Raw genomic sequence first — 17,220 nt, forward strand, 5'->3', positions numbered from 1 at the left:
GAGAACCTCCCTCACGAACGCACGATCGACTGCGCTTCGGCGCCGAGCCGGGCCAACCGCAGGTCACCGAGCGCGGTGACCGCGTTCCCCAGCCGGTTGGTGACGAACGCCAGCGCCAGACCCGTCTCCGGATCGGCGTAGGCGCCCGAACCGCCCACCCCGTAGTGCCCCAGCCCGCGGGTGGGCTGGACCCGGCTGGCCAGCAGCGGCGGGTGGTAGCCGAGTCGCCAACCGAGCTTGACGCCGAGTACGTAGTCGCGGTCGCGGGTCTGCACGGTGCCCATCTGCTCGAGAGTCTCCGGCTGCAGGAACCAGGCACCGTCGAGGACGCCACCGTTCGCGATGGCGGCATACATCCGGCCCAGTGAGCGGGCACTGAACACACCGTTCCATCCGGGCATCACGGCGTCGTGCACCGCGGGGTTGCGGACCAGTTCGTCGAAACCGTCGGGCATCGCCGCCTCCGCGAGTCCACGGAGCGGACCCGCGAACGACAGGACCGCCGACGTCATGCGCCAGTCCAGGCCGCCGGGATTGATGTGCGGAAACAGCTTGGCGATACGTCCCCGCTGCGCCTGCGGCACCTGGTACCAGAACTCGGGCATCCCGAGCGGTTCGGCGATCTCCTCGCGAACCAGTTCGGTGAACGGCCTGCCGGTGGCCCGCGCCAGCGTCTCGGCCACCAGCCAGCCGTAGGTGACCGCGTGGTACCCGGGCCCGCGGCGCCGCCGCGGATCGGGCGCCGCGGCGGCGAGGGCCTCGACGACGGTCTCGTAGTCGAGGAGCCCGGTCCGTCCGGGCACCAGTCCGCGGACCTTGTGCAGGCCCGCGCGATGGGTCAGGACGTCCCGGATCGTGATCTCGCCCTTGCCGGCGGCCCCGAATTCGGGCCAGTAGGCGGCGACGGGGGTGTCGTAGTCGACGATGCCGCGCTCGGCCAGACGGTGCGTGACGGTGCTCGCGACGCCCTTGCCCGTGGAGAACGACAGCGACACGGTGTCGCTGTCCCACCGGCGGTCACGATCGGCGTAGCCGGCCCAGACGTCGAGCACCTTCTCGCCGTGGACGTACGCGACCAGCGCGCCGCCGCCGTTGTGCGGATGGCGGTACATCGAGAAGAACCGGTCGGCCAACGGCAGGAATTGCGGGTGCACCAGCATCTCGGTGCGCGCCTGGGTGGCGGCCGGCACCCCGAGCGGGGCTCGAACGGGGGCAGGTGCCGCAGTCCGCGGCGCGTTGCTGTGCTCCACATGGATCGCCATCGCGACCTCCGATCCGCTCCTCACACCATTGTGATTGGCGCAGCCTAAGCGTGGAAGGGTTTCCGGCGGAGCGAAACAGACATACGCGAAGAGCGGGACGGAGAACTACCTGGTCAAGCGACCGACTCAGTCCTCCTTGCGGTCCCGGTCGCGACTCGGCTGCACCCGTTTGGGTTCGCCGGGCATCTTCGGATGGTTCGGCGGGTACGGCAGATCGCCCAGGCCGGCCGCCGCATCCCGCTCGGCCATCTCGAGCAGGACGTCGAGCGAGTGCGCGACGTCGTCGAGCGTCGCCATCGGGTCGCCGCGACCGGCGAGCAGCGCGGGAACGGTCGCGATGGTGAAGTCGTCGGGCTCGACGGAGGCGAGCTCCTCCCACGTCACCGGGGTCGAGACCGTCGCGATCGGGGTGTTGCGCGCGGAGTACGCCGACGCGATCGTCTTGTCGCGGGCGTTCTGATTGAAGTCGAGGAAGATGCGCTTGCCGCGCTCCTCCTTCCACCAGTTGGTGGTCGCCCGGTCGCCGCTGCGCCGCTCGATCTCCCGGCACAGCGCGATCCCGGCGCGGCGGACCTCGACGAAGTCCCAACGCGGCTCGATCCGGATGTAGACGTGCAGGCCGCGCCCGCCCGACGTCTTCGGGAACCCGATCAGGCCGAGTTCGTCGAGCAGCGGTTGCATGACGTCCAGCGCGACACGACGGGCGTCGTCGAAGTCGGTGCCGGGCTGCGGATCGAAGTCGATCCGCAACTCGTCCGGATGCTCGACGTCGGGGCAGCGCACCGCCCACGGGTGGAAGGTGACGGTGCCGAGGTTCGCGGCCCACACGATGTCGGCAGCACCGCGTACGCGCAGCACGTCCGCGGTGCGTTTGGACGGAAACGTCACCTCGCACGACGCGACGTGTTCGGGCCGCTTGGCCGGCACCCGCTTCTGGTAGATCTCCTCGCCCTCGACCCCGTCCGGGTATCGCTGCAGGTGGGTGGGCCGGTCGTGCAGCGCCCGCAGCAGCTCGCCGCCGGTCGCGACCTTCAGGTAGTACTCGACGAGGTGGCGTTTCGTGCCGCCCTCGGGGCCCAGCCGCGGGTAGTAGATCTTGTCGGGGTTCGACAGCCGGACGGCCACGCCGTCGACGTCGAGCTCCTCCGCCGGAGAACGCTTGGTATCCGCCATGGTTCAGCTCTCTCCTGTGAGGACGTCGGCGAGGTCGTAGCGCAGCGGGACCTCGAGTTGCTCGAACGTGCACGACTGCGGGTCGCGGTCCGGACGCCAGCGCAGGAACCGGGCGGCGTGCCGGAAGCGGACCCCGGCCTGGCTGCCGCGCTCCCCCAGACCGCCTTCCATCTGGTCGTACGCGACCTCGAGGACCAGCTCGGGGCGCAGCGGCACCCAACTGCGGTCGGCACTCGACCGCCACCGCGTCGCCTCGCCCTCGGCGACGACGTCGTCGCCCACCCGCAACGGTTCGAGTTCGGCCAGCAGCTCGACGCGCCGCTTCGCGGTGAACGCCGACGCCCCGCCGACCATGTGCAGCTCGCCGCCGTCGTAGAGGCCCAGCAGGATCGACCCGATGCCCGGCTGACTCTTGTGCGGCCGGTAGCCGATCGCCACGACATCTGCTGTTCGGGAGTGCTTGACCTTCACCATCTCCCGCTTGTTCGGCAGGTAGTGGCCGTCGAGGCGTTTGGCGACGACGCCGTCCAGTCCGGCGCCCTCGAACGTCTCGAACCAGCGCTCGGCGGTGGCGGCGTCGCGCGTCGCGGCGGTGACGTGGCAGCTCGGCCCGCCGCCGATCGCCCCGAGCAGGGCCGCCCGCCGCTCCGCGAAAGCACGTTTCGTGAAGTCGTCGTCGCCGAGCGCCAGCAGATCGAACCCGATGAACTGGGCCGGGGTCTCGGCGGCGAGCAGCCGCACGCGGCTGTCGGCGGGATGGATGCGCTCGGACAGCGAACCCCAGTCCAGCCGCGTGCGTCCGCCGATCTCGCGGGGCACCACCAGTTCACCGTCGACGACGCACCGCTCCGGCAACTCCGCGCGCACCGCGTCGACCATCTCCGGGAAGTAGCGCGCCAGGTCCTTGCCGCCACGGGAGCCCAGCACGACGTCGGCGCCGTCGCGGAAGACGATGGCACGGAATCCGTCCCACTTCGGTTCGTACGACCACACGGGCTCGTCGGCCGGCTGTTCGGGCACTCCGGATGCGGCCTTGGCCAACATCGGCTGCAGGGGTGGCGCGATCGGAAGATCCACGGATCCATAGTGGCACCCGATCGGCGTCTTCGCGCTGCGCTTCGCCGTCGGTGTCGCCGCTCAGTTCGTCTCGGGAGTTTCGAGCACCGAGACGACAGGCGTCGGGTTGCGCGTCAGATCCAGCACCGGGCAGTGCGCCTCGGCCGCCGCGTGCAGTTCCAGGTAGCGCTCGCGGGTTTCCGGCCCGGTGACGGTCACGACGACGCGCACCTCACCGAATCCGGGGCGGACGTCGTCGTCGAACCCGAAGAAGCCGCGGACGTCGAGGTCGCCCTCGGCACGGGCCTTGATGTCGTCGACCCGGATCCCGAGGCGCTCGGCCCAGAAGCGGTAGGTGACGACGTGGCAGGACAGCAGCGAGGCCAGGTAGTACTCGACCGGGTTGGGTGCGGCGTTGTCGCCGCCGAGGGCCGGCGGCTCGTCGACCTCGACCGTGTACTTGCCCAGTGCGACGGTGCTGGCGACGGCGTCGTGCGCCTGGGCCTTCGCCCGGAACACGACGTGTGCCTTGGCGGCGTCGTCCGCGACGGCGTCGGCGGTCGCGGAGACGATGGCGGACAGATGCGATACGGAAGCTGTGGTCATGGGGGAACCTGTCGTGAGAGTGCGGATCCGGGCAGCCTCGGCCGCCCGGCGAACTGGTCGTCGGGGTCTATCGGAATCGACGACAACCGCACGTGCACACGAGCGCGAAATCGACATGACGGCGCCGCGTCAGCAGCATCCCCAGGTCGAGCGCGCGTGTTCCGGTCACAGCCGAAACTGTAACGCGCCGAACGCGCTACAGCCAGCCGCGCCGCTTGAAAATGGTGTACAGGCTGGCGCAGGTCAGGAACATGAGCATCAGAGCGAACGGGTAGCCGCCCGCCCAGTTCAACTCGGGCATGTTCTCGAAGTTCATGCCGTAGACGGTTCCGATGAGCGTGGGCGCGAACAGGATCGCCGCCCAGGACGAGACCTTCTTGATCTCCTCGTTCTGCGCGTAGCTGGCCTGCGTGAGGTTGCGCATCTCCTCGTTCTGCGCCTGCGAGACCAGCGTCGCGTTGAGCGTGAGGATGCTGCCGAGCAGTTCCCGGAAGCCGTCCACCCGTTCGACGACCATGGTCGCGTGATCGGTGACGTCGCGCAGATACTTCTGCAGTTCCTCGTCGGTCTGGTACTTGTCGAAACCGGCGGACAGCGCCCGCAGCATGCCCAGCAGCGGCTTCGTGGCGCGCTGGAACTCGACCACCTCGCGCGAGAGTTCGTAGATGCGACGCGACACCATCGGATCGCCGCTGAACACCTCGGTCTCGATCTCGTCGATGTCGTTCTGCAGTCCGGCGACGACGGGAGCGTAGCCGTCGACCACGGCGTCGAGGATCGCGTAGAGCACGGCCTCCGGGCCCAGCTTGAGCAGTTCGGGGTCGCTCTCCATGCGGTCCCGAACATTCGACAGGTCCGGCGATTCGCTGTGCCGGACCGTGAGCACGAAGGTGGGACCGCAGAAGATGTGCAGTTCACCGAAGTCGACCGTCTCCGACTCGTCGAGGTAGCGGGCAGCGCGGAGCACCACGAACAGCGTCTCGCCGTAGCGCTCGAGCTTCGGACGCTGGTGCGCGACGATCGCATCCTCGACCGCGAGCTCGTGCAGATCGAATTGCTTTGCCGCAGCGTGCAGTTGAGTCTCGGACGGACGGTAGAGCCCGATCCAGGCCATCGACGACGCATCGGGGAGGCTCGCGAGCGCCTCGGCCAGAGTCGCCGGCGACGCGATGCGTCGACCGTCGCGGTACACCGCACTGTTGACGACGCTGGACTCGACCAGACCGGCCTGCGGCGGGGTGGGCACGGACTGCCCGGGATGACGGGGCGCCATCGAGTGCTCCGGCGAGACCACGTCGTCGGCGGTGCCCGCGGCACGACGAGGAAGGATGGAACGGATCGGACGCTTTTCACGCATGCGAACACGGCTTTCGGGAAGGTCCGCGGCGGCACCGTCGGTTACGGCAGCAGCGGACACCAGTCGAACGCCACCCGATCGGATGGCGTGGATTGTCTGAATTTCAGCTGGTACTCGGAGGTTGGCTACTCATCGCTAGCCCCACCTCCTCTTTCCTCGAAATCCCGCGACCGCACGCGGGCAGGGTTCGGCACGAACGACGACACCCTACTCCGCCGCCGGCGACGGCGACAACCGCACCGGTCAGCCGATGCGCTCCATCTCCGACAGATAGCGCGCCGCGTTCGCGACGTACGTCGCCACACCCCGCTCGATACCCTTCGCGAATCCGTCCGGATCCGGATGCGGCGCAACGGTTGCCGGCGCACCCAACACCCGCGAGCGGGGCGGGACGACGGTCCCCTCGGTGAGCAGGGCGGCAGCACCGACGAGGCTGCCTGTGCCCACCACCACTCGCTGCAGGCACGTCGACATCGATCCGATCAGGCAGCCGTCCTCCACGACCGCGCCCTCGAGATGCGCGTTGTGTCCGACGACGCACCCGGCCCCGATCACGGTCGGCCACTGCGCCGACGTGTGCAGCACGGTGCCGTCCTGGACGGACGTACGCGCACCCACACTGATCGCCCCGTAGTCGGCCCGCAGAACCGCCGACGGCCAGATCGAGGCGTCGGCACCGATGGTCACGGCACCGACGACGACCGCGTCGGGGTGCACGAAGGCGGTCGGGTGAATGTCGGGAACCAGGTCACCGAGGCGATAGATTGCCACGCGGAGAACACCTTTCGAGAACGAAATGCACTTCTCGAGATTTCTACCCCGAGCGCGCCGAACGCTCGGCATCGGCCCGGCGTTCGTGCACCCCGGCGACGAACAGGTCGAGATGACCGCATGTGCCGCGCGTCGCGAGCGACTCGTCGCCCTGCTCGATCCCGTCCACGACGTTCCGGTGATGTCCCGCCCCGAGTTCGGGCTCGTGGACGCCTTCGGTGAAGTCGTACGTGGCGCGCAGTGGCTCCGAGATCCCGGCGAACAGTTCGTCGAGGACCGGATTGTGGGCTGCGGCGACGACCGCGACGTGGAAGGCGAGATCGGCGTCGGCGAATGCGCCGCCGTCCCCGGTGCGACCGGTCTCGTTCCGCAGGTCGAGGGCCTCACGCAGACGCAGGACGTCGTCGTCGGTGCGGCGGACGCATGCGAGCCGGACTGCCTCGAGTTCGAGCGCGCGACGAACCTCGTAGACGTGGAGCATCTCCGAGACCGCGACCTGGCGGGTGAGGAGCCCGCCGATGTCGGTGCGAGCGCACACGTATGTCCCGTCCCCCCGCCGGATCTCCAGAATTCCGGTCGAGGTGAGGCACTTGATCGCCTCACGGAGCGTGTTGCGCCCCACGCCGAGGAGTTCGGTCAGCTCGGGCTCGGTGGGGATCCGGGCGCCGATCGGCCAGTCGCCCGACGCGATCCGGGCGCGCATCCAGTCCAGCGCCTGCTGGTAAGCCGATTCCCTCTGCACAACCGTCACCGATTCATCCTCACACGAGTCGCCACCCGCCCTCACCGAGAATACATGGGACGTCCTACGTAGGATGTATTCGTGTCGACGACCTCCCTCCGCTCCGGAACCGCTCTGCAGGACGCCCCGCCTCGCACGCGCCGCTGGGCGGCACGCCACTTCCACGGAATCGGGTACGTCCTGGCGATCCTGCTGGTGGGCGCCAACATGCCCACCGCGCTCTACGGCGTCTACCGCGCGGACTTCGGGTTCAGCCCCGTCACCCAGACGCTGATCTTCGCGGTGTACGCGGCCGCCCTCGTGCCGGCCCTCTTCCTCTTCGGCCCGCTGTCGGACCGGGTGGGACGACGCCCGGTTCTGGTGACCGCCCTCGGCGCCGGACTCGTGGGGGCCGTCGTGCTCGCGGCGGCCGACGCGACCGCCTGGCTCGTGGTCGGACGCATCCTTCAAGGCGTGTCGGTGGGCGCCTGCTCGGCCGCCGGAGCCGCGGCGCTGCTCGATCACGTACCCGGACGCGACACGGTCCGCGCCGCCCGCGCGGCGAGCGCGAGCACCGCGGCCGGTGCGGCGCTCGGCCCACTGCTCGCCGGGGCGGTCGCCGAGTACCTCCCCCACTCCACCGTGTTGCCGTACGTCCTCTTCGCCGCGGCCCTGGTGCCGGGTGCCGTCGCACTCGTCGCCCTCCCGAAAACCACGGAGCCGTCGCACCGCGGCGCGGCGTCCGGCGCTCGGCGTCGCCTCGTCGAGGTGCCGCGCCTTCCGCGTGACATCCGATCGGTGTTCGTCCTGGCGACGCTGCCAGCCGCGATCGCCTGGGCCACGGTGGGACTGTTCCAGTCGGTGGTGCCGTCGTGGATCGCGGAACTGCTCGGCATGTCCAACCTCCTGGTGGGCGCCGCCGCCGCCGCGCTCGTGATGGGGTGTTCGGTGCTCTCGCAGTTGGGCATGCGCGGCATCGACCCCCTCGTCGCGCAACGCGTCGGGCTCGGGGTGATGTTCGGCGGGACGGTGGGACTGTTCGTCGTCGACCGCTTTCCGAGCCTGCCGCTGCTCTTCGCCGTGACGGTGGCGGTGGGCCTCGGACACGGCTGGGCCTTCGCGGGCGGCATGCAGCGGGTGGGCGCAGCCGTCGCCGCGCGGGCACCGGAGACGAGCGGAGCCGTACTGGCCGCCTTCTTCACCGTCACGTACATCGGGCTGGGGGTGCCGGCGATCGTCGCCGGTCTCCTCGTGACGTATCAGGGAACCTCGACGGCGGTCGCGGAGTTCTCGGTGGCCGCGGCGGTTCTGTGTCTGATCGCTCTGGTGCTGAACATGATCCGCCGATCCGAGTCGGCCGGAGCGGCTAGGGAATGAGTCCCTGCCGACGCGCCTCGACGACCGCCTCGTGCCGACTGTGGACCTCGAGTTTGGTCATGATGTTGCGCATGTAGCTCTTGATCGTGTCGAGGCGCAGCCCCAGCCGCTCGGCGATCTCCGCGTTGCGGCAGCCGAGCGCGACGTGCGCGAGCACCTCGAACTCCCGCCGGGACAGGGCAACCTCGGCCGGAGCCGACGGCCCCGTGGTCAGCCCGCGCAGCTTCTGCTCGACGGCCTCGACCTCGGCGGTCAGGGCGGCGTCGTCGAGCCGGTCCGCGATCGAGCGCAGCGCGAGGTAGCTCTCGGTGATCCCCTCCGACACCCTCGGGTCCCGGTGGCCCACGGGCGCGGCCCGCGAGTTCTCGATCATCAGTATCCGGCGGTCGACCTCGTCCCGGACCTCGATCTCGTGCGCGAGCTTGCGCGCGGATCGCATCACCGTCTCGGCGACGACGTCCCCGATCGGGAGGTTGGCCCGCAGCCCCCCGTACACCGCGGCACGGGTCTTCCCACGTACCACGACAGGCGCGGCGAGCAGCGATTCGATGCCCTCGCTGGCCACCTCGTGGTCGTAGTCGTGCGTGATGTGCCGCGAGTGCGCGTAGTCCTGGACCGCGCCGGGTCGTTGTTCGGCCATGACCCGGCCGCCCAGCCCGCAGGCCGAGTCGATGACGAGGTCGCGCAGCAGCGTGCCACGCGTCCCGACGAAGCCGGACAACCGCATGCTGGGCCCGTCGGCCATTCCGCCGAACAGGACCGGCAGCGAGGTGCTGGTACGCAGATTTCGCAGTTCGGCGCGGATCGCGTCCTCGTCGCTGGGTCTCAGGGTCTCGGTCATCTGTTCGTTCGGTGGATCGGTGTGACTCACGGGCTCGGGCGCCCGCTTCGGGATACCCACTTCAGAGGGTAGCGGGGGCCGGGTCGTGGCCCATAGCGTCGGCGCCGACCGGATGTAACGCCCGTCACGTGCACTCACCACGGAGGTACTCGTGTCCCCACTGTCCGCCTCGGCGAACCACACCCCGCTCAGTCCGCTGCGCTTCCTGGACCGCTCGGCCACGGTCTTCCCCGACAAGACCGCGATCGTCCACGGGGACCGCCGCTACACCTACCGCGAGTTCGCCGACGAGGTGGCGCGGCTCGCGCGGGTGCTGCGCTCGCGCATCGAGCCCGGGGACCGGATCGCGTACCTCTGCCCCAACACCCCCGAGATGCTGATGGCGCATTTCGCGGTGCCACTGGCCGGCGGCGTGCTGGTGGCGCTCAACTCACGCCTGGCCGGTCCGGAGCTCGAGTACATTCTCGACCACGCGGGCGTGAAGATCCTGTTCGTGGACTCCGAACTGGTGGGCTCGGTGCGCACCGTGCGGGAGCACGTCGGCAGCGTCACCGAGATCGTCGAGATACCGGACTCGACGATCCCGTACCCCGACGTTCCCGCCGGTGTCGCGACGGCGCGGTACGACGAGTTCCTGACCAACCGCGACGGCCTGACCGACGCGCCGCTGCACTGGGGCGTCGACGACGAGCAGCAGGTGATCGCGATCAACTACACCTCCGGCACCACTGGCAAGCCCAAGGGCGTCATGTACTCCCATCGCGGCGCATATCTCAACTCGCTGGGCGAGACGTTCCACAACGGGTTCGACGGCAGCACCAAATACCTGTGGACGCTGCCGATGTTCCACTGCAACGGCTGGTGCACGCCGTGGGCGGTCACGGCGGCCGCGGGCACACACGTGTGCCTGCGGGCGGTGCGCGCCGACGCGGTCTGGGACGCGATCGACGACCTCGGCATCACGAATCTGTGTGGCGCACCGGCGGTGTGCACCACCATCGCCGGTGCCGAGCGAGCCCACCGCGTCGACGCGCTGCGCATCACGACGGCGGGCGCACCGCCGTCTCCCACCGTCATCGGCCAGCTCGAGGCGCTCGGCATCACCGTCGTGCACGTGTACGGGCTCACCGAGGTGTACGGGCCGTACACCATCTGTGAATACCAGCAGGCCTGGGACGACTGCTCGCCGGAGGAACGTGCCGCGCTGATCTCTCGCCAGGGGGTAGGCATGGTCCAGGCCGAGAACGCACGCGTGGTCGACGAGAACATGGCCGACGTGCCGGCCGACGGCGAAACGATGGGTGAGATCGTCCTGCGTGGCAACAACGTGATGCTCGGCTACTACCGCGATCCCGACGCCACCGCAGAGGCTTTCGCGGGCGGCTGGTTCCACACCGGCGACCTGGGCGTCATGCATCCCGACGGTTACATCCAGCTCAAGGACCGCGCCAAGGACATCGTCATCTCGGGCGGCGAGAACATCTCGACCGTCGAGGTGGAGCAGGCGATCATGGCGCATCCGGCGGTGCTGGACGTCGCGGTCGTCGGTGTGCCGCAAGAGAAATGGGGCGAACGCCCCAAGGCGTACGTCATCCTGAAGAAGGGTGCCGCCGCGACCGCCGAGGAGATCATCGAGCACACCCGGAGCCGGATCGCGCGTTTCAAGGTGCCCGAGGAGATCGTGTTCCCGCTCGATCTGCCGCGCACCCCGACCGGCAAGGTGCTCAAGTTCGAGCTGCGTGCACTGGGGTGAATCCTGCCCGGTTCGGCCGGGACGACGCGAATGTCTGTTCGTCCCAGCCGAACCGGTGACGGTTTCGTACGCGTCCCCGCACCGATAGAGTCGACCACGAGCAGACCGCAGGCAAGCGACCCTCGCTCGAAAGGATCCGCTCATGCGTGGAGCCGTCATATACGCCCCCGGTGACATCCGGGTCGAGGACCGGCCCGACCCCACCATCCTCGCTCCCACCGACGCGATCATCCGGACCACCGCGACGTGTGTGTGCGGATCGGACCTGTGGCCCTATCGCGGGATCGAGAACGTTCGGGGACCGGCCCCGATGGGACACGAGTACGTCGGCGTGGTCGAGGAGGTCGGGAGCGAGGTTCGCAACGTCGCCCCCGGTGACTTCGTGGTCGGCTCGTTCTTCGCGTCGGACAACACGTGCGAGATCTGCCGGGCCGGCTACCAGTCCCGCTGCGTGAACGCCGAGCCGATGGGCGCGATCGGCACCCAGGCACAACTCGCGCGTATCCCCCTGGCCGACGGCACCCTCGTCGCGACACCCGGGATGCCCGACGCCGACCTGATCCCCGGGCTGCTCACCGCGTCCGACGTCCTCGGCACCGGCTGGTTCGGCGCGGTTGCCGCCGAGGCCGGCCCCGGTAAGACCGTCGCGGTCGTCGGCGACGGCGCCGTCGGCCTCCTCGCGGTGCTCGCCGCCCGGCAACTCGGTGCGGAGCTGATCGTCGCGATGAGCCGCCACGCCGACCGGCAGGCCCTCGCCCACGAGTTCGGCGCCACCGACATCGTCGCCGAACGCGGGGACGACGGGGTGGCCCGCATCAAGGAACTCACCGACGGTCTGGGCGCACACTCGGTCGTCGAGGCCGTCGGCACCCAGGAGTCGATGATGCAGGCCGTGCGGTCCACCCGCCCCGGCGGCCACGTCGGGTACGTCGGCGTCTCGCACGGCGTCGCACTGCCGGGCGAGGAACTGTTCTTCGCCGAGGTGCACCTGTTCGGCGGGCCGGCGCCCGTCCGGCGCTTCCTCCCCGAACTGGTCGATCTCATCTGGAACCGGAAGATCGACCCGGGCAGGGTGTTCGACCTCGAACTCCCTCTCGAGGACGCCGCCGAGGGCTACCGCCGGATGGACGAGCGGCGCGCGGTCAAGGTACTGCTCCGCCCGTGAGACGAGGTGCGACTCGGGGACCGGCGACTCGGGCGCGAGGTCCCCACGCTCGTCGCCACGCCCATGCCCTTGCCGAGTCGACGGGTAACATCGAGGCAGTGACCAGCAGTTTCCGGATCCGGCCGGCGACGTCGACAGACATCGTCGATGCCGCAGAGACCCTCGGCCTCGCGTTTGCCGACTACCCGTTCACCCGCCACACCGTCGATTCCCGTGATCACCTGGACCGTGTGCGGTCGTTGCAGCGACTGTTCTTGACGGAGATCGGTCTGCGCTGCGGAAAAGTATGGGTAGCAGGCGATTCGACCGCTGTCGCCGTGTGGACGACCCCGTCTTCGACGGGTCTGGATGAGGCTTTCGGCGACATCGCGGACCAGGTCACCGACCTGTACGGCGACCGAGCGGAGATCGCTGCGAGGGCGGAGGCGGCAACTGCACGACTGCGCCCGACCGATCCCGTCTGGTACCTGGCGACGGTGGGGGTCGCGCCTGTCTCGCAACGTCGGGGCCTGGGCCGAGCTGTTCTCGAGCCCGGCCTGAAGGCGGCGAAGGAGCAGGGCTGCCCGGCATATCTGGAGACGTCGTCTCCGGCCAATGTCACCTTCTACGAACGCCTGGGGTTCGAGGTCACCGGAAGCGTGCGCCTCCCCGACGACGGGCCGATGGTGTGGGCGATGCTGCGCGCTTAGGCGCCACCCCGCCAACGGGACTCAGTCCCGGGGCAAACCGAGCATCCGTTCGCCGATCACGTTGAGCTGCACCTCGGTGGTGCCGCCGTAGATCGTCGTGGCACGCCCGGCGACGAGTTGTTCCATCGCCTTGTCGCTGGGCTCACCGGGCACCGCCACCACACCCGCCGACCCCAACTCGGCCACCACGAATTCCGAGATCGACTGCCCCAGGCCCATACCCAAGAGTTTGCCGACCGACGACGTCGTACTCACGTCCGCACCGGAAAGCTGCTGGAGCACCACCCGCGCGCCGATCAGGTCGATCGCTTGGCTCTCCGCGACCAACTCGCCGAACCGGTACCGACCGACGGGACCGAGGCCCCGACCGCGCGCGAATTCCAGCAGATCCTTGTCGCTCGCGTAAGCCTCCATCTTCTGGCTCAGGGCCACTCGTTCACCCGCCAGCGTGGTGCGGGCGACGTGCCAGCCGTCGTTCACAGCCCCGACCACGTTCTCGTCCGGTACGAACACCTCGTCGAGAAACACCTCGTTGAAGAGCGCCGAGCCCGTCATCTCCCGCAGGGGCCGCACCGTGATTCCGGGGGTGGACATGTCGAGCACGAAGTACGTGATGCCCTCGTGCTTGGGCCGCGACGGGTCGGTGCGGGCGATGAGCATCGCCCAGTCCGCGAACTGCGCGACGGTGGTCCAGATCTTCTGGCCGGTGATCTTCCAGCCGCCGTCGACCTTCTCCGCCCGCGTGGTCAGCGACGCGAGGTCCGATCCGGCACCGGGTTCGGAGAACAGCTGACACCACACCACGTCGCCGCGCAGGGTGGGTACCGCCAGATCCTGCTTCTGCTGCTCGGACCCGTGCGCCACCACGGCCTGCACGGCCCAGCCGCCCATCAGCAACTGCGGCAACGGGATTCCCGCAGCCTTCAGCTCCTGCGCGATCACGATCTGTTCGAGCGGACCGGCACCGCGTCCGTAGGGCTTCGGCAGGTGGGGTTGCACCCAGCCGCCGTCTCCGAGCGCGACCAGTTGTTCGTCCTCGTCGTCGAGCGCGGCGATCGGCTCGAGTTCCGCCCGTACGGCCACCCGCAGGTCCGCGGCCTCGGGCGGCAGCTCCAGCTCCGAATGCCGGACGACACCGGTCAGGGACTGCTGCGCGACGCGCTCCGCCCGTTCCTCACGCGTGCCGAGCAGGCCGCGGATCGCGAGGGCGCGGCGGTAGTACAGGTGCGCGTCGTGCTCCCATGTGAATCCGATGCCGCCGTGCACCTGGATGCAGTCCTGCGCCACCTGCACGGCCGCGTCGGGCACGATCAGCGCGGCCACCTCGGCGGCGAAATCGGCTGTCGCATCGTCGACGTCGAGCGCGGAGGCCGCGTCCCAGATCGCGGCCCGCGCCTTCTCCAACGCGATCCCCATGTGCGCGCACTTGTGCTTGACGGCCTGGAACTGCCCGATCGGGCGTCCGAACTGCACCCGGGTCTTCGCGTACTCCGCCGCCGTCGACACGCACCATGACAGCACGCCGACGGCCTCGGCGCCGAACACCACCGACACGATGGACTGCACCCGGCGGGCATCCACACCGTCGAGAACTCTGTCGGAGCCGACGGTCACCCTGTCGGCTTCGACCCGCGCCGACCCGCGGAGCACGTCGATACCGTCCTGCGGTGTGGTCGTGAGATCACCGTCGTCGACGACGATCCAGCGCACCACGTCGCCGACGACGGCCGGCACCAGCAGCACGTCGGCGTGTTCGGCAGCGACGACCGCATCGAGGACTCCCGACAGCACGTAGGCATCGCCGTCCGGTTCGGCGGTGAGCGGACCACCGAGAGCGACCGTTGCGGTGCGGGTTCCGTCGATCAAGCCCGGAAGCACCTCTATCCCGATCTTGGAATCGGCCGCCCCCAGTACCGCGGCAGCGGCGGCGGTGGGCACGAACGGCCCCGGAGCCACGGTCCGCCCCAGTGCTTCGAGCGCCACCGCGAGCGTGAGCAGCCCCGCCCCGTGGCCGCCGCGGTCCTCGGGCACCGCGAGACCCAGCAGGTCCTGACCGGCGAGCGCCGACCAGAACGGCGGGAACCGGTCCTCGGTCCGTGCCTCCACCGCTGCCCGCACGTGCTCCGCGGTGATCGTGCGCTCCGCGAAGGCCCGGACCGAATCGGCCAGCGCCACATGCTCGTCGCTCAGCCCGATCCCGAGCTCGTATCCGTTGCGTGCCATGCGCTCAGCCCAACCGCTCGGCGAGGTCGTCGACCGTCCACGGCCCGTCGCTCTCGATGGTGTCACCGCCGTGCCAGTTGATCAGCTCCGAGATGGCGCCCCCCTGGACGGCGTACACCTTTCCGGTGAGTTTGCAGTCGGCCGCGGCCAGGCGTGCGACGAGGGGCGAGATGTTCGACGGCGCGAACGCGTCGAACTCGCCCTCCGGCACCTCGGCGGCGAACAGCGCACCCATCCCCGGTGTCGCGAGTGTGAGTCGGGTGCGCGCGATCGGCGCGATGGCGTTGACGCGGACCCCGTAGCGCTCGAGTTCGTCGGCCGCCACCAGGGTCAGGGCCGCGATGCCGGCCTTCGCGGCGCCGTAGTTCCCCTGCCCCGCGTTGGGCATGAACGTGCCCGACGCCGACGCGGTGTTGATCACCGCGGCCTGCACCGGCTCCCCGGCCTTGGCCTGCGCCTTCCAGTACGCGGCGGCGTGGTGCAAAGTCGCGGCGTGCCCCTTGAGGTGCACCGCGATGACGGCGTCCCACTGGCTCTCCTCCATGCCCGCGATGAAGCTGTCGCGCAGGATGCCCGCGTTGTTCACGAGGATGTCGAGGCGCCCGAACTCCCGCACCGCCTGGGCGACGAGCGCCTCTGCGCCCGCCCAGTCGGCCACGTTGTCGGTGTTCGCGACGGCCCTGCCGCCCGCGGCGACGATCTCGTCGACCACTTGCTGCGCCGGGCCCGCGTCGGACCCGGTGCCGTCGTTCGCACCGCCGAGATCGTTGACGACCACCGCGGCACCCTCGCGCGCGAACAGCAGGGCGTGTTCGCGCCCGATACCCCGCCCCGCGCCGGTGATGATCGCGACACGTCCGTCCAGTGTTCCCATGGTGTTATCCCTCTCGCAGCGAAATCTGTCGGTGGACCGGTCGGCAGGTCAGTCGGCGATGACGGCGAGGCCGTCCTTGATCACCAGTTCGTCGCCGACCCCGGTCTCGTAGGCGTAGGTGGTGGTGCCGGATTCCGATCCCGATCTCCGGAACCGGGTCTCGATGTCCTGCCCGGGCAGAACAGGTTTCGCGAAGCGCACGGCGAGGCGCTTCAGTCGCTCCACGTCGCCGTCGGCGAACTCGGTGAGCGCGGCCCACGACGTGAACGCCATCGTGCACAGCCCGTGATTGATGATGCCGGGCAGGCCGGACATGCGGGCGATCTCGTCGTCGAGATGGATCGGCATGGGGTCACCGGAGGCCGGTGAGTACCGGAACGTCTGATCCTCGTCGATGTGCGCGGTGACGACAGCGGCCGGGTCCGTCGCCCGCAACGCCTCGTCGAACCGGTGTGTCGGCGCGGACGCACCGGTCCCCGGCCCCGCGTCGACCTTGCGGAAGAACGCCGTCATCCACTGTTCGTTGACCAGTTCGCCTCCGTCCGTGCGGGTCTCGACGTAGACGACGACGGTCGATCCGTTCTCTTTACCGGCGAAGCCGACCGGCTTGGCGCGGACGACCAGAGTGTCACCCGGACGGATGGGGCGGTGGAAGTGGAAATCCTGCTCACCGTGCACCAGTTTCATGAGCAACTCGACCGGGGCCACCGACAGCGCCGCCGGAGCCATCGACGTGAACGCCGGCACGACGGCGAACACCGGCGGGGCGATCTCGCCGCGCAGGTGCCGCTCGATCGGATCGTTGGTGGCGGCCGCGTACTCGGCGATACGCTCGGCGGTCACCTCGAACCGTTCGGGATCGGTCCACACCCCGATTCCGGAGGTGTCGAACTCGACTGTGGGCGTGGTCATCCCGCTATCCAACCAGCTCGGCGAACTTGGCGAGAGACGTCTCGAGGTCGGCGGCGGCGTTCTTGGCGACGGCCTTGCCGATCGGGCCGACGATCATGGTGCCCTTGAAGCTGGCGTCGATGACAGCCTTGCTGCCGGCCTCGTCGGGTTGCACCTGCAGTGTGAACTCGACGGTGACGCCGGCCATGCCGGTGCCTGCGATCTTCACGAGTTTCGGCACCTCGACCTCGGTGACCGTCCACTCGATCTTGTTGGCCATGCCCATCACCGAGACGACCTCGGTGAAGGTGGCGCCGAGGCGGACCTCGGTGGGCAGTTCACTCTTCCAGCCCTGATGGATGGTGAGCCACTCCTCCCAACGGGACAGGTCCGACAGGGCGTCCCACGCCTTGTCGGGGGCGGCGGGCAGAGCTGCGGAGACGGAAACGGAAGCCATGAGT

The 17,220-nt window shown here is 69.4% G+C and carries 16 protein-coding genes; 4 read left to right on the forward strand and 12 right to left on the reverse strand.

The features are described from left to right. Window positions 1-11 precede the first annotated feature (11 nt). From A6I89_RS22180 to A6I89_RS22210, 7 genes are all read right to left on the reverse strand, one after another. Window positions 12-1,160 carry a serine hydrolase domain-containing protein gene (locus tag A6I89_RS22180; protein ID WP_044991466.1) on the reverse strand — a complete coding sequence of 383 codons (1,149 nt, stop codon included), beginning with the start codon at window positions 1,158-1,160 and terminating at the stop codon, window positions 12-14. Window positions 1,161-1,388: 228 nt separating this feature from the next. Beyond that, on the reverse strand, window positions 1,389-2,435 hold the full coding sequence (locus A6I89_RS22185; protein WP_022598156.1) for a DNA polymerase domain-containing protein: 1,047 nt from the start codon (window positions 2,433-2,435) through the stop codon (window positions 1,389-1,391). Window positions 2,436-2,438: 3 nt separating this feature from the next. Next, a complete protein-coding gene (locus A6I89_RS22190; protein WP_005517334.1) occupies window positions 2,439-3,512 on the reverse strand; it encodes an ATP-dependent DNA ligase in 1,074 nt (357 codons plus the stop codon). A gap of 60 nt (window positions 3,513-3,572) precedes the next feature. Then, a complete protein-coding gene (locus A6I89_RS22195) occupies window positions 3,573-4,097 on the reverse strand; it encodes an OsmC family protein (protein WP_005517333.1) in 525 nt (174 codons plus the stop codon). Between the two features lie 196 nt (window positions 4,098-4,293). Continuing rightward, the gene (locus A6I89_RS22200) at window positions 4,294-5,454 is read right to left on the reverse strand and encodes a magnesium and cobalt transport protein CorA (RefSeq protein ID WP_022598158.1); all 1,161 of its coding nucleotides are present in this window, start codon (window positions 5,452-5,454) and stop codon (window positions 4,294-4,296) included. Between the two features lie 243 nt (window positions 5,455-5,697). After that, window positions 5,698-6,225: a gamma carbonic anhydrase family protein gene (locus A6I89_RS22205; protein WP_013417343.1), complete on the reverse strand. Its 528-nt coding sequence runs from the start codon at window positions 6,223-6,225 to the stop codon at window positions 5,698-5,700. A gap of 43 nt (window positions 6,226-6,268) precedes the next feature. Further along, complete coding sequence (locus A6I89_RS22210) at window positions 6,269-6,976, reverse strand: FadR/GntR family transcriptional regulator (protein ID WP_022598160.1); 708 nt, start codon at window positions 6,974-6,976, stop codon at window positions 6,269-6,271. 72 nt (window positions 6,977-7,048) lie between these two features. Here A6I89_RS22210 and A6I89_RS22215 point away from each other — a divergent pair, with 72 nt between their 5' ends. Beyond that, entirely contained in the window at window positions 7,049-8,323 is a 1,275-nt protein-coding gene (locus tag A6I89_RS22215) for an MFS transporter (protein WP_022598162.1), read from the forward strand. On the opposite strand, the gene A6I89_RS22220 is transcribed toward A6I89_RS22215, so the two are convergent. Further along, complete coding sequence (locus A6I89_RS22220; protein WP_022598164.1) at window positions 8,313-9,164, reverse strand: helix-turn-helix transcriptional regulator; 852 nt, start codon at window positions 9,162-9,164, stop codon at window positions 8,313-8,315. The genes A6I89_RS22215 and A6I89_RS22220 overlap by 11 nt on opposite strands. A gap of 151 nt (window positions 9,165-9,315) precedes the next feature. Here A6I89_RS22220 and A6I89_RS22225 point away from each other — a divergent pair, with 151 nt between their 5' ends. From A6I89_RS22225 to A6I89_RS22235, 3 genes are all read left to right on the forward strand, one after another. After that, on the forward strand, window positions 9,316-10,917 hold the full coding sequence (locus tag A6I89_RS22225) for an acyl--CoA ligase family protein (protein ID WP_022598166.1): 1,602 nt from the start codon (window positions 9,316-9,318) through the stop codon (window positions 10,915-10,917). 142 nt (window positions 10,918-11,059) lie between these two features. Beyond that, window positions 11,060-12,082: a zinc-dependent alcohol dehydrogenase family protein gene (locus A6I89_RS22230; protein ID WP_022598168.1), complete on the forward strand. Its 1,023-nt coding sequence runs from the start codon at window positions 11,060-11,062 to the stop codon at window positions 12,080-12,082. 98 nt (window positions 12,083-12,180) lie between these two features. Next, the gene (locus tag A6I89_RS22235; RefSeq protein ID WP_022598170.1) at window positions 12,181-12,771 is read left to right on the forward strand and encodes a GNAT family N-acetyltransferase; all 591 of its coding nucleotides are present in this window, start codon (window positions 12,181-12,183) and stop codon (window positions 12,769-12,771) included. A 21-nt stretch (window positions 12,772-12,792) separates the two neighbouring features. Here the strand turns inward: A6I89_RS22235 and A6I89_RS22240 are convergent, their stop codons facing one another. From A6I89_RS22240 to A6I89_RS22255, 4 genes are read right to left on the reverse strand one after another with little or no spacing between them, the layout of a single operon-like run. Further along, window positions 12,793-14,994 (reverse strand): acyl-CoA dehydrogenase family protein, encoded by a 2,202-nt coding sequence (locus A6I89_RS22240; protein ID WP_022598172.1) that lies wholly within the window; start codon window positions 14,992-14,994, stop codon window positions 12,793-12,795. Between the two features lie 4 nt (window positions 14,995-14,998). Then, the gene (locus A6I89_RS22245; RefSeq protein WP_005517320.1) at window positions 14,999-15,868 is read right to left on the reverse strand and encodes an SDR family oxidoreductase; all 870 of its coding nucleotides are present in this window, start codon (window positions 15,866-15,868) and stop codon (window positions 14,999-15,001) included. A gap of 48 nt (window positions 15,869-15,916) precedes the next feature. Then, complete coding sequence (locus A6I89_RS22250; RefSeq protein WP_022598174.1) at window positions 15,917-16,780, reverse strand: MaoC/PaaZ C-terminal domain-containing protein; 864 nt, start codon at window positions 16,778-16,780, stop codon at window positions 15,917-15,919. Between the two features lie 4 nt (window positions 16,781-16,784). Continuing rightward, complete coding sequence (locus A6I89_RS22255) at window positions 16,785-17,216, reverse strand: type II toxin-antitoxin system Rv0910 family toxin (RefSeq protein ID WP_005517316.1); 432 nt, start codon at window positions 17,214-17,216, stop codon at window positions 16,785-16,787. Window positions 17,217-17,220: the final 4 nt, after the last annotated feature.

Source organism: Prescottella equi, from assembly GCF_002094305.1.
Classification (GTDB): Bacteria; Actinomycetota; Actinomycetes; order Mycobacteriales; family Mycobacteriaceae; genus Prescottella; species Prescottella equi.

Coding starts and splice junctions, on each gene's coding strand:
- A6I89_RS22180 (WP_044991466.1), bottom strand. CDS start 1,160: ATGCTGGTGCACCCGCAATTCCTGCCGTTGGCCGACCGGTTCTTCTCG.
- A6I89_RS22185 (WP_022598156.1), bottom strand. CDS start 2,435: ATGGCGGATACCAAGCGTTCTCCGGCGGAGGAGCTCGACGTCGACGGC.
- A6I89_RS22195 (WP_005517333.1), bottom strand. CDS start 4,097: ATGACCACAGCTTCCGTATCGCATCTGTCCGCCATCGTCTCCGCGACC.
- A6I89_RS22200 (WP_022598158.1), bottom strand. CDS start 5,454: ATGCGTGAAAAGCGTCCGATCCGTTCCATCCTTCCTCGTCGTGCCGCG.
- A6I89_RS22220 (WP_022598164.1), bottom strand. CDS start 9,164: ATGACCGAGACCCTGAGACCCAGCGACGAGGACGCGATCCGCGCCGAA.
- A6I89_RS22230 (WP_022598168.1), top strand. CDS start 11,060: ATGCGTGGAGCCGTCATATACGCCCCCGGTGACATCCGGGTCGAGGAC.
- A6I89_RS22240 (WP_022598172.1), bottom strand. CDS start 14,994: ATGGCACGCAACGGATACGAGCTCGGGATCGGGCTGAGCGACGAGCAT.
- A6I89_RS22245 (WP_005517320.1), bottom strand. CDS start 15,868: ATGGGAACACTGGACGGACGTGTCGCGATCATCACCGGCGCGGGGCGG.
- A6I89_RS22250 (WP_022598174.1), bottom strand. CDS start 16,780: ATGACCACGCCCACAGTCGAGTTCGACACCTCCGGAATCGGGGTGTGG.
- A6I89_RS22255 (WP_005517316.1), bottom strand. CDS start 17,216: ATGGCTTCCGTTTCCGTCTCCGCAGCTCTGCCCGCCGCCCCCGACAAG.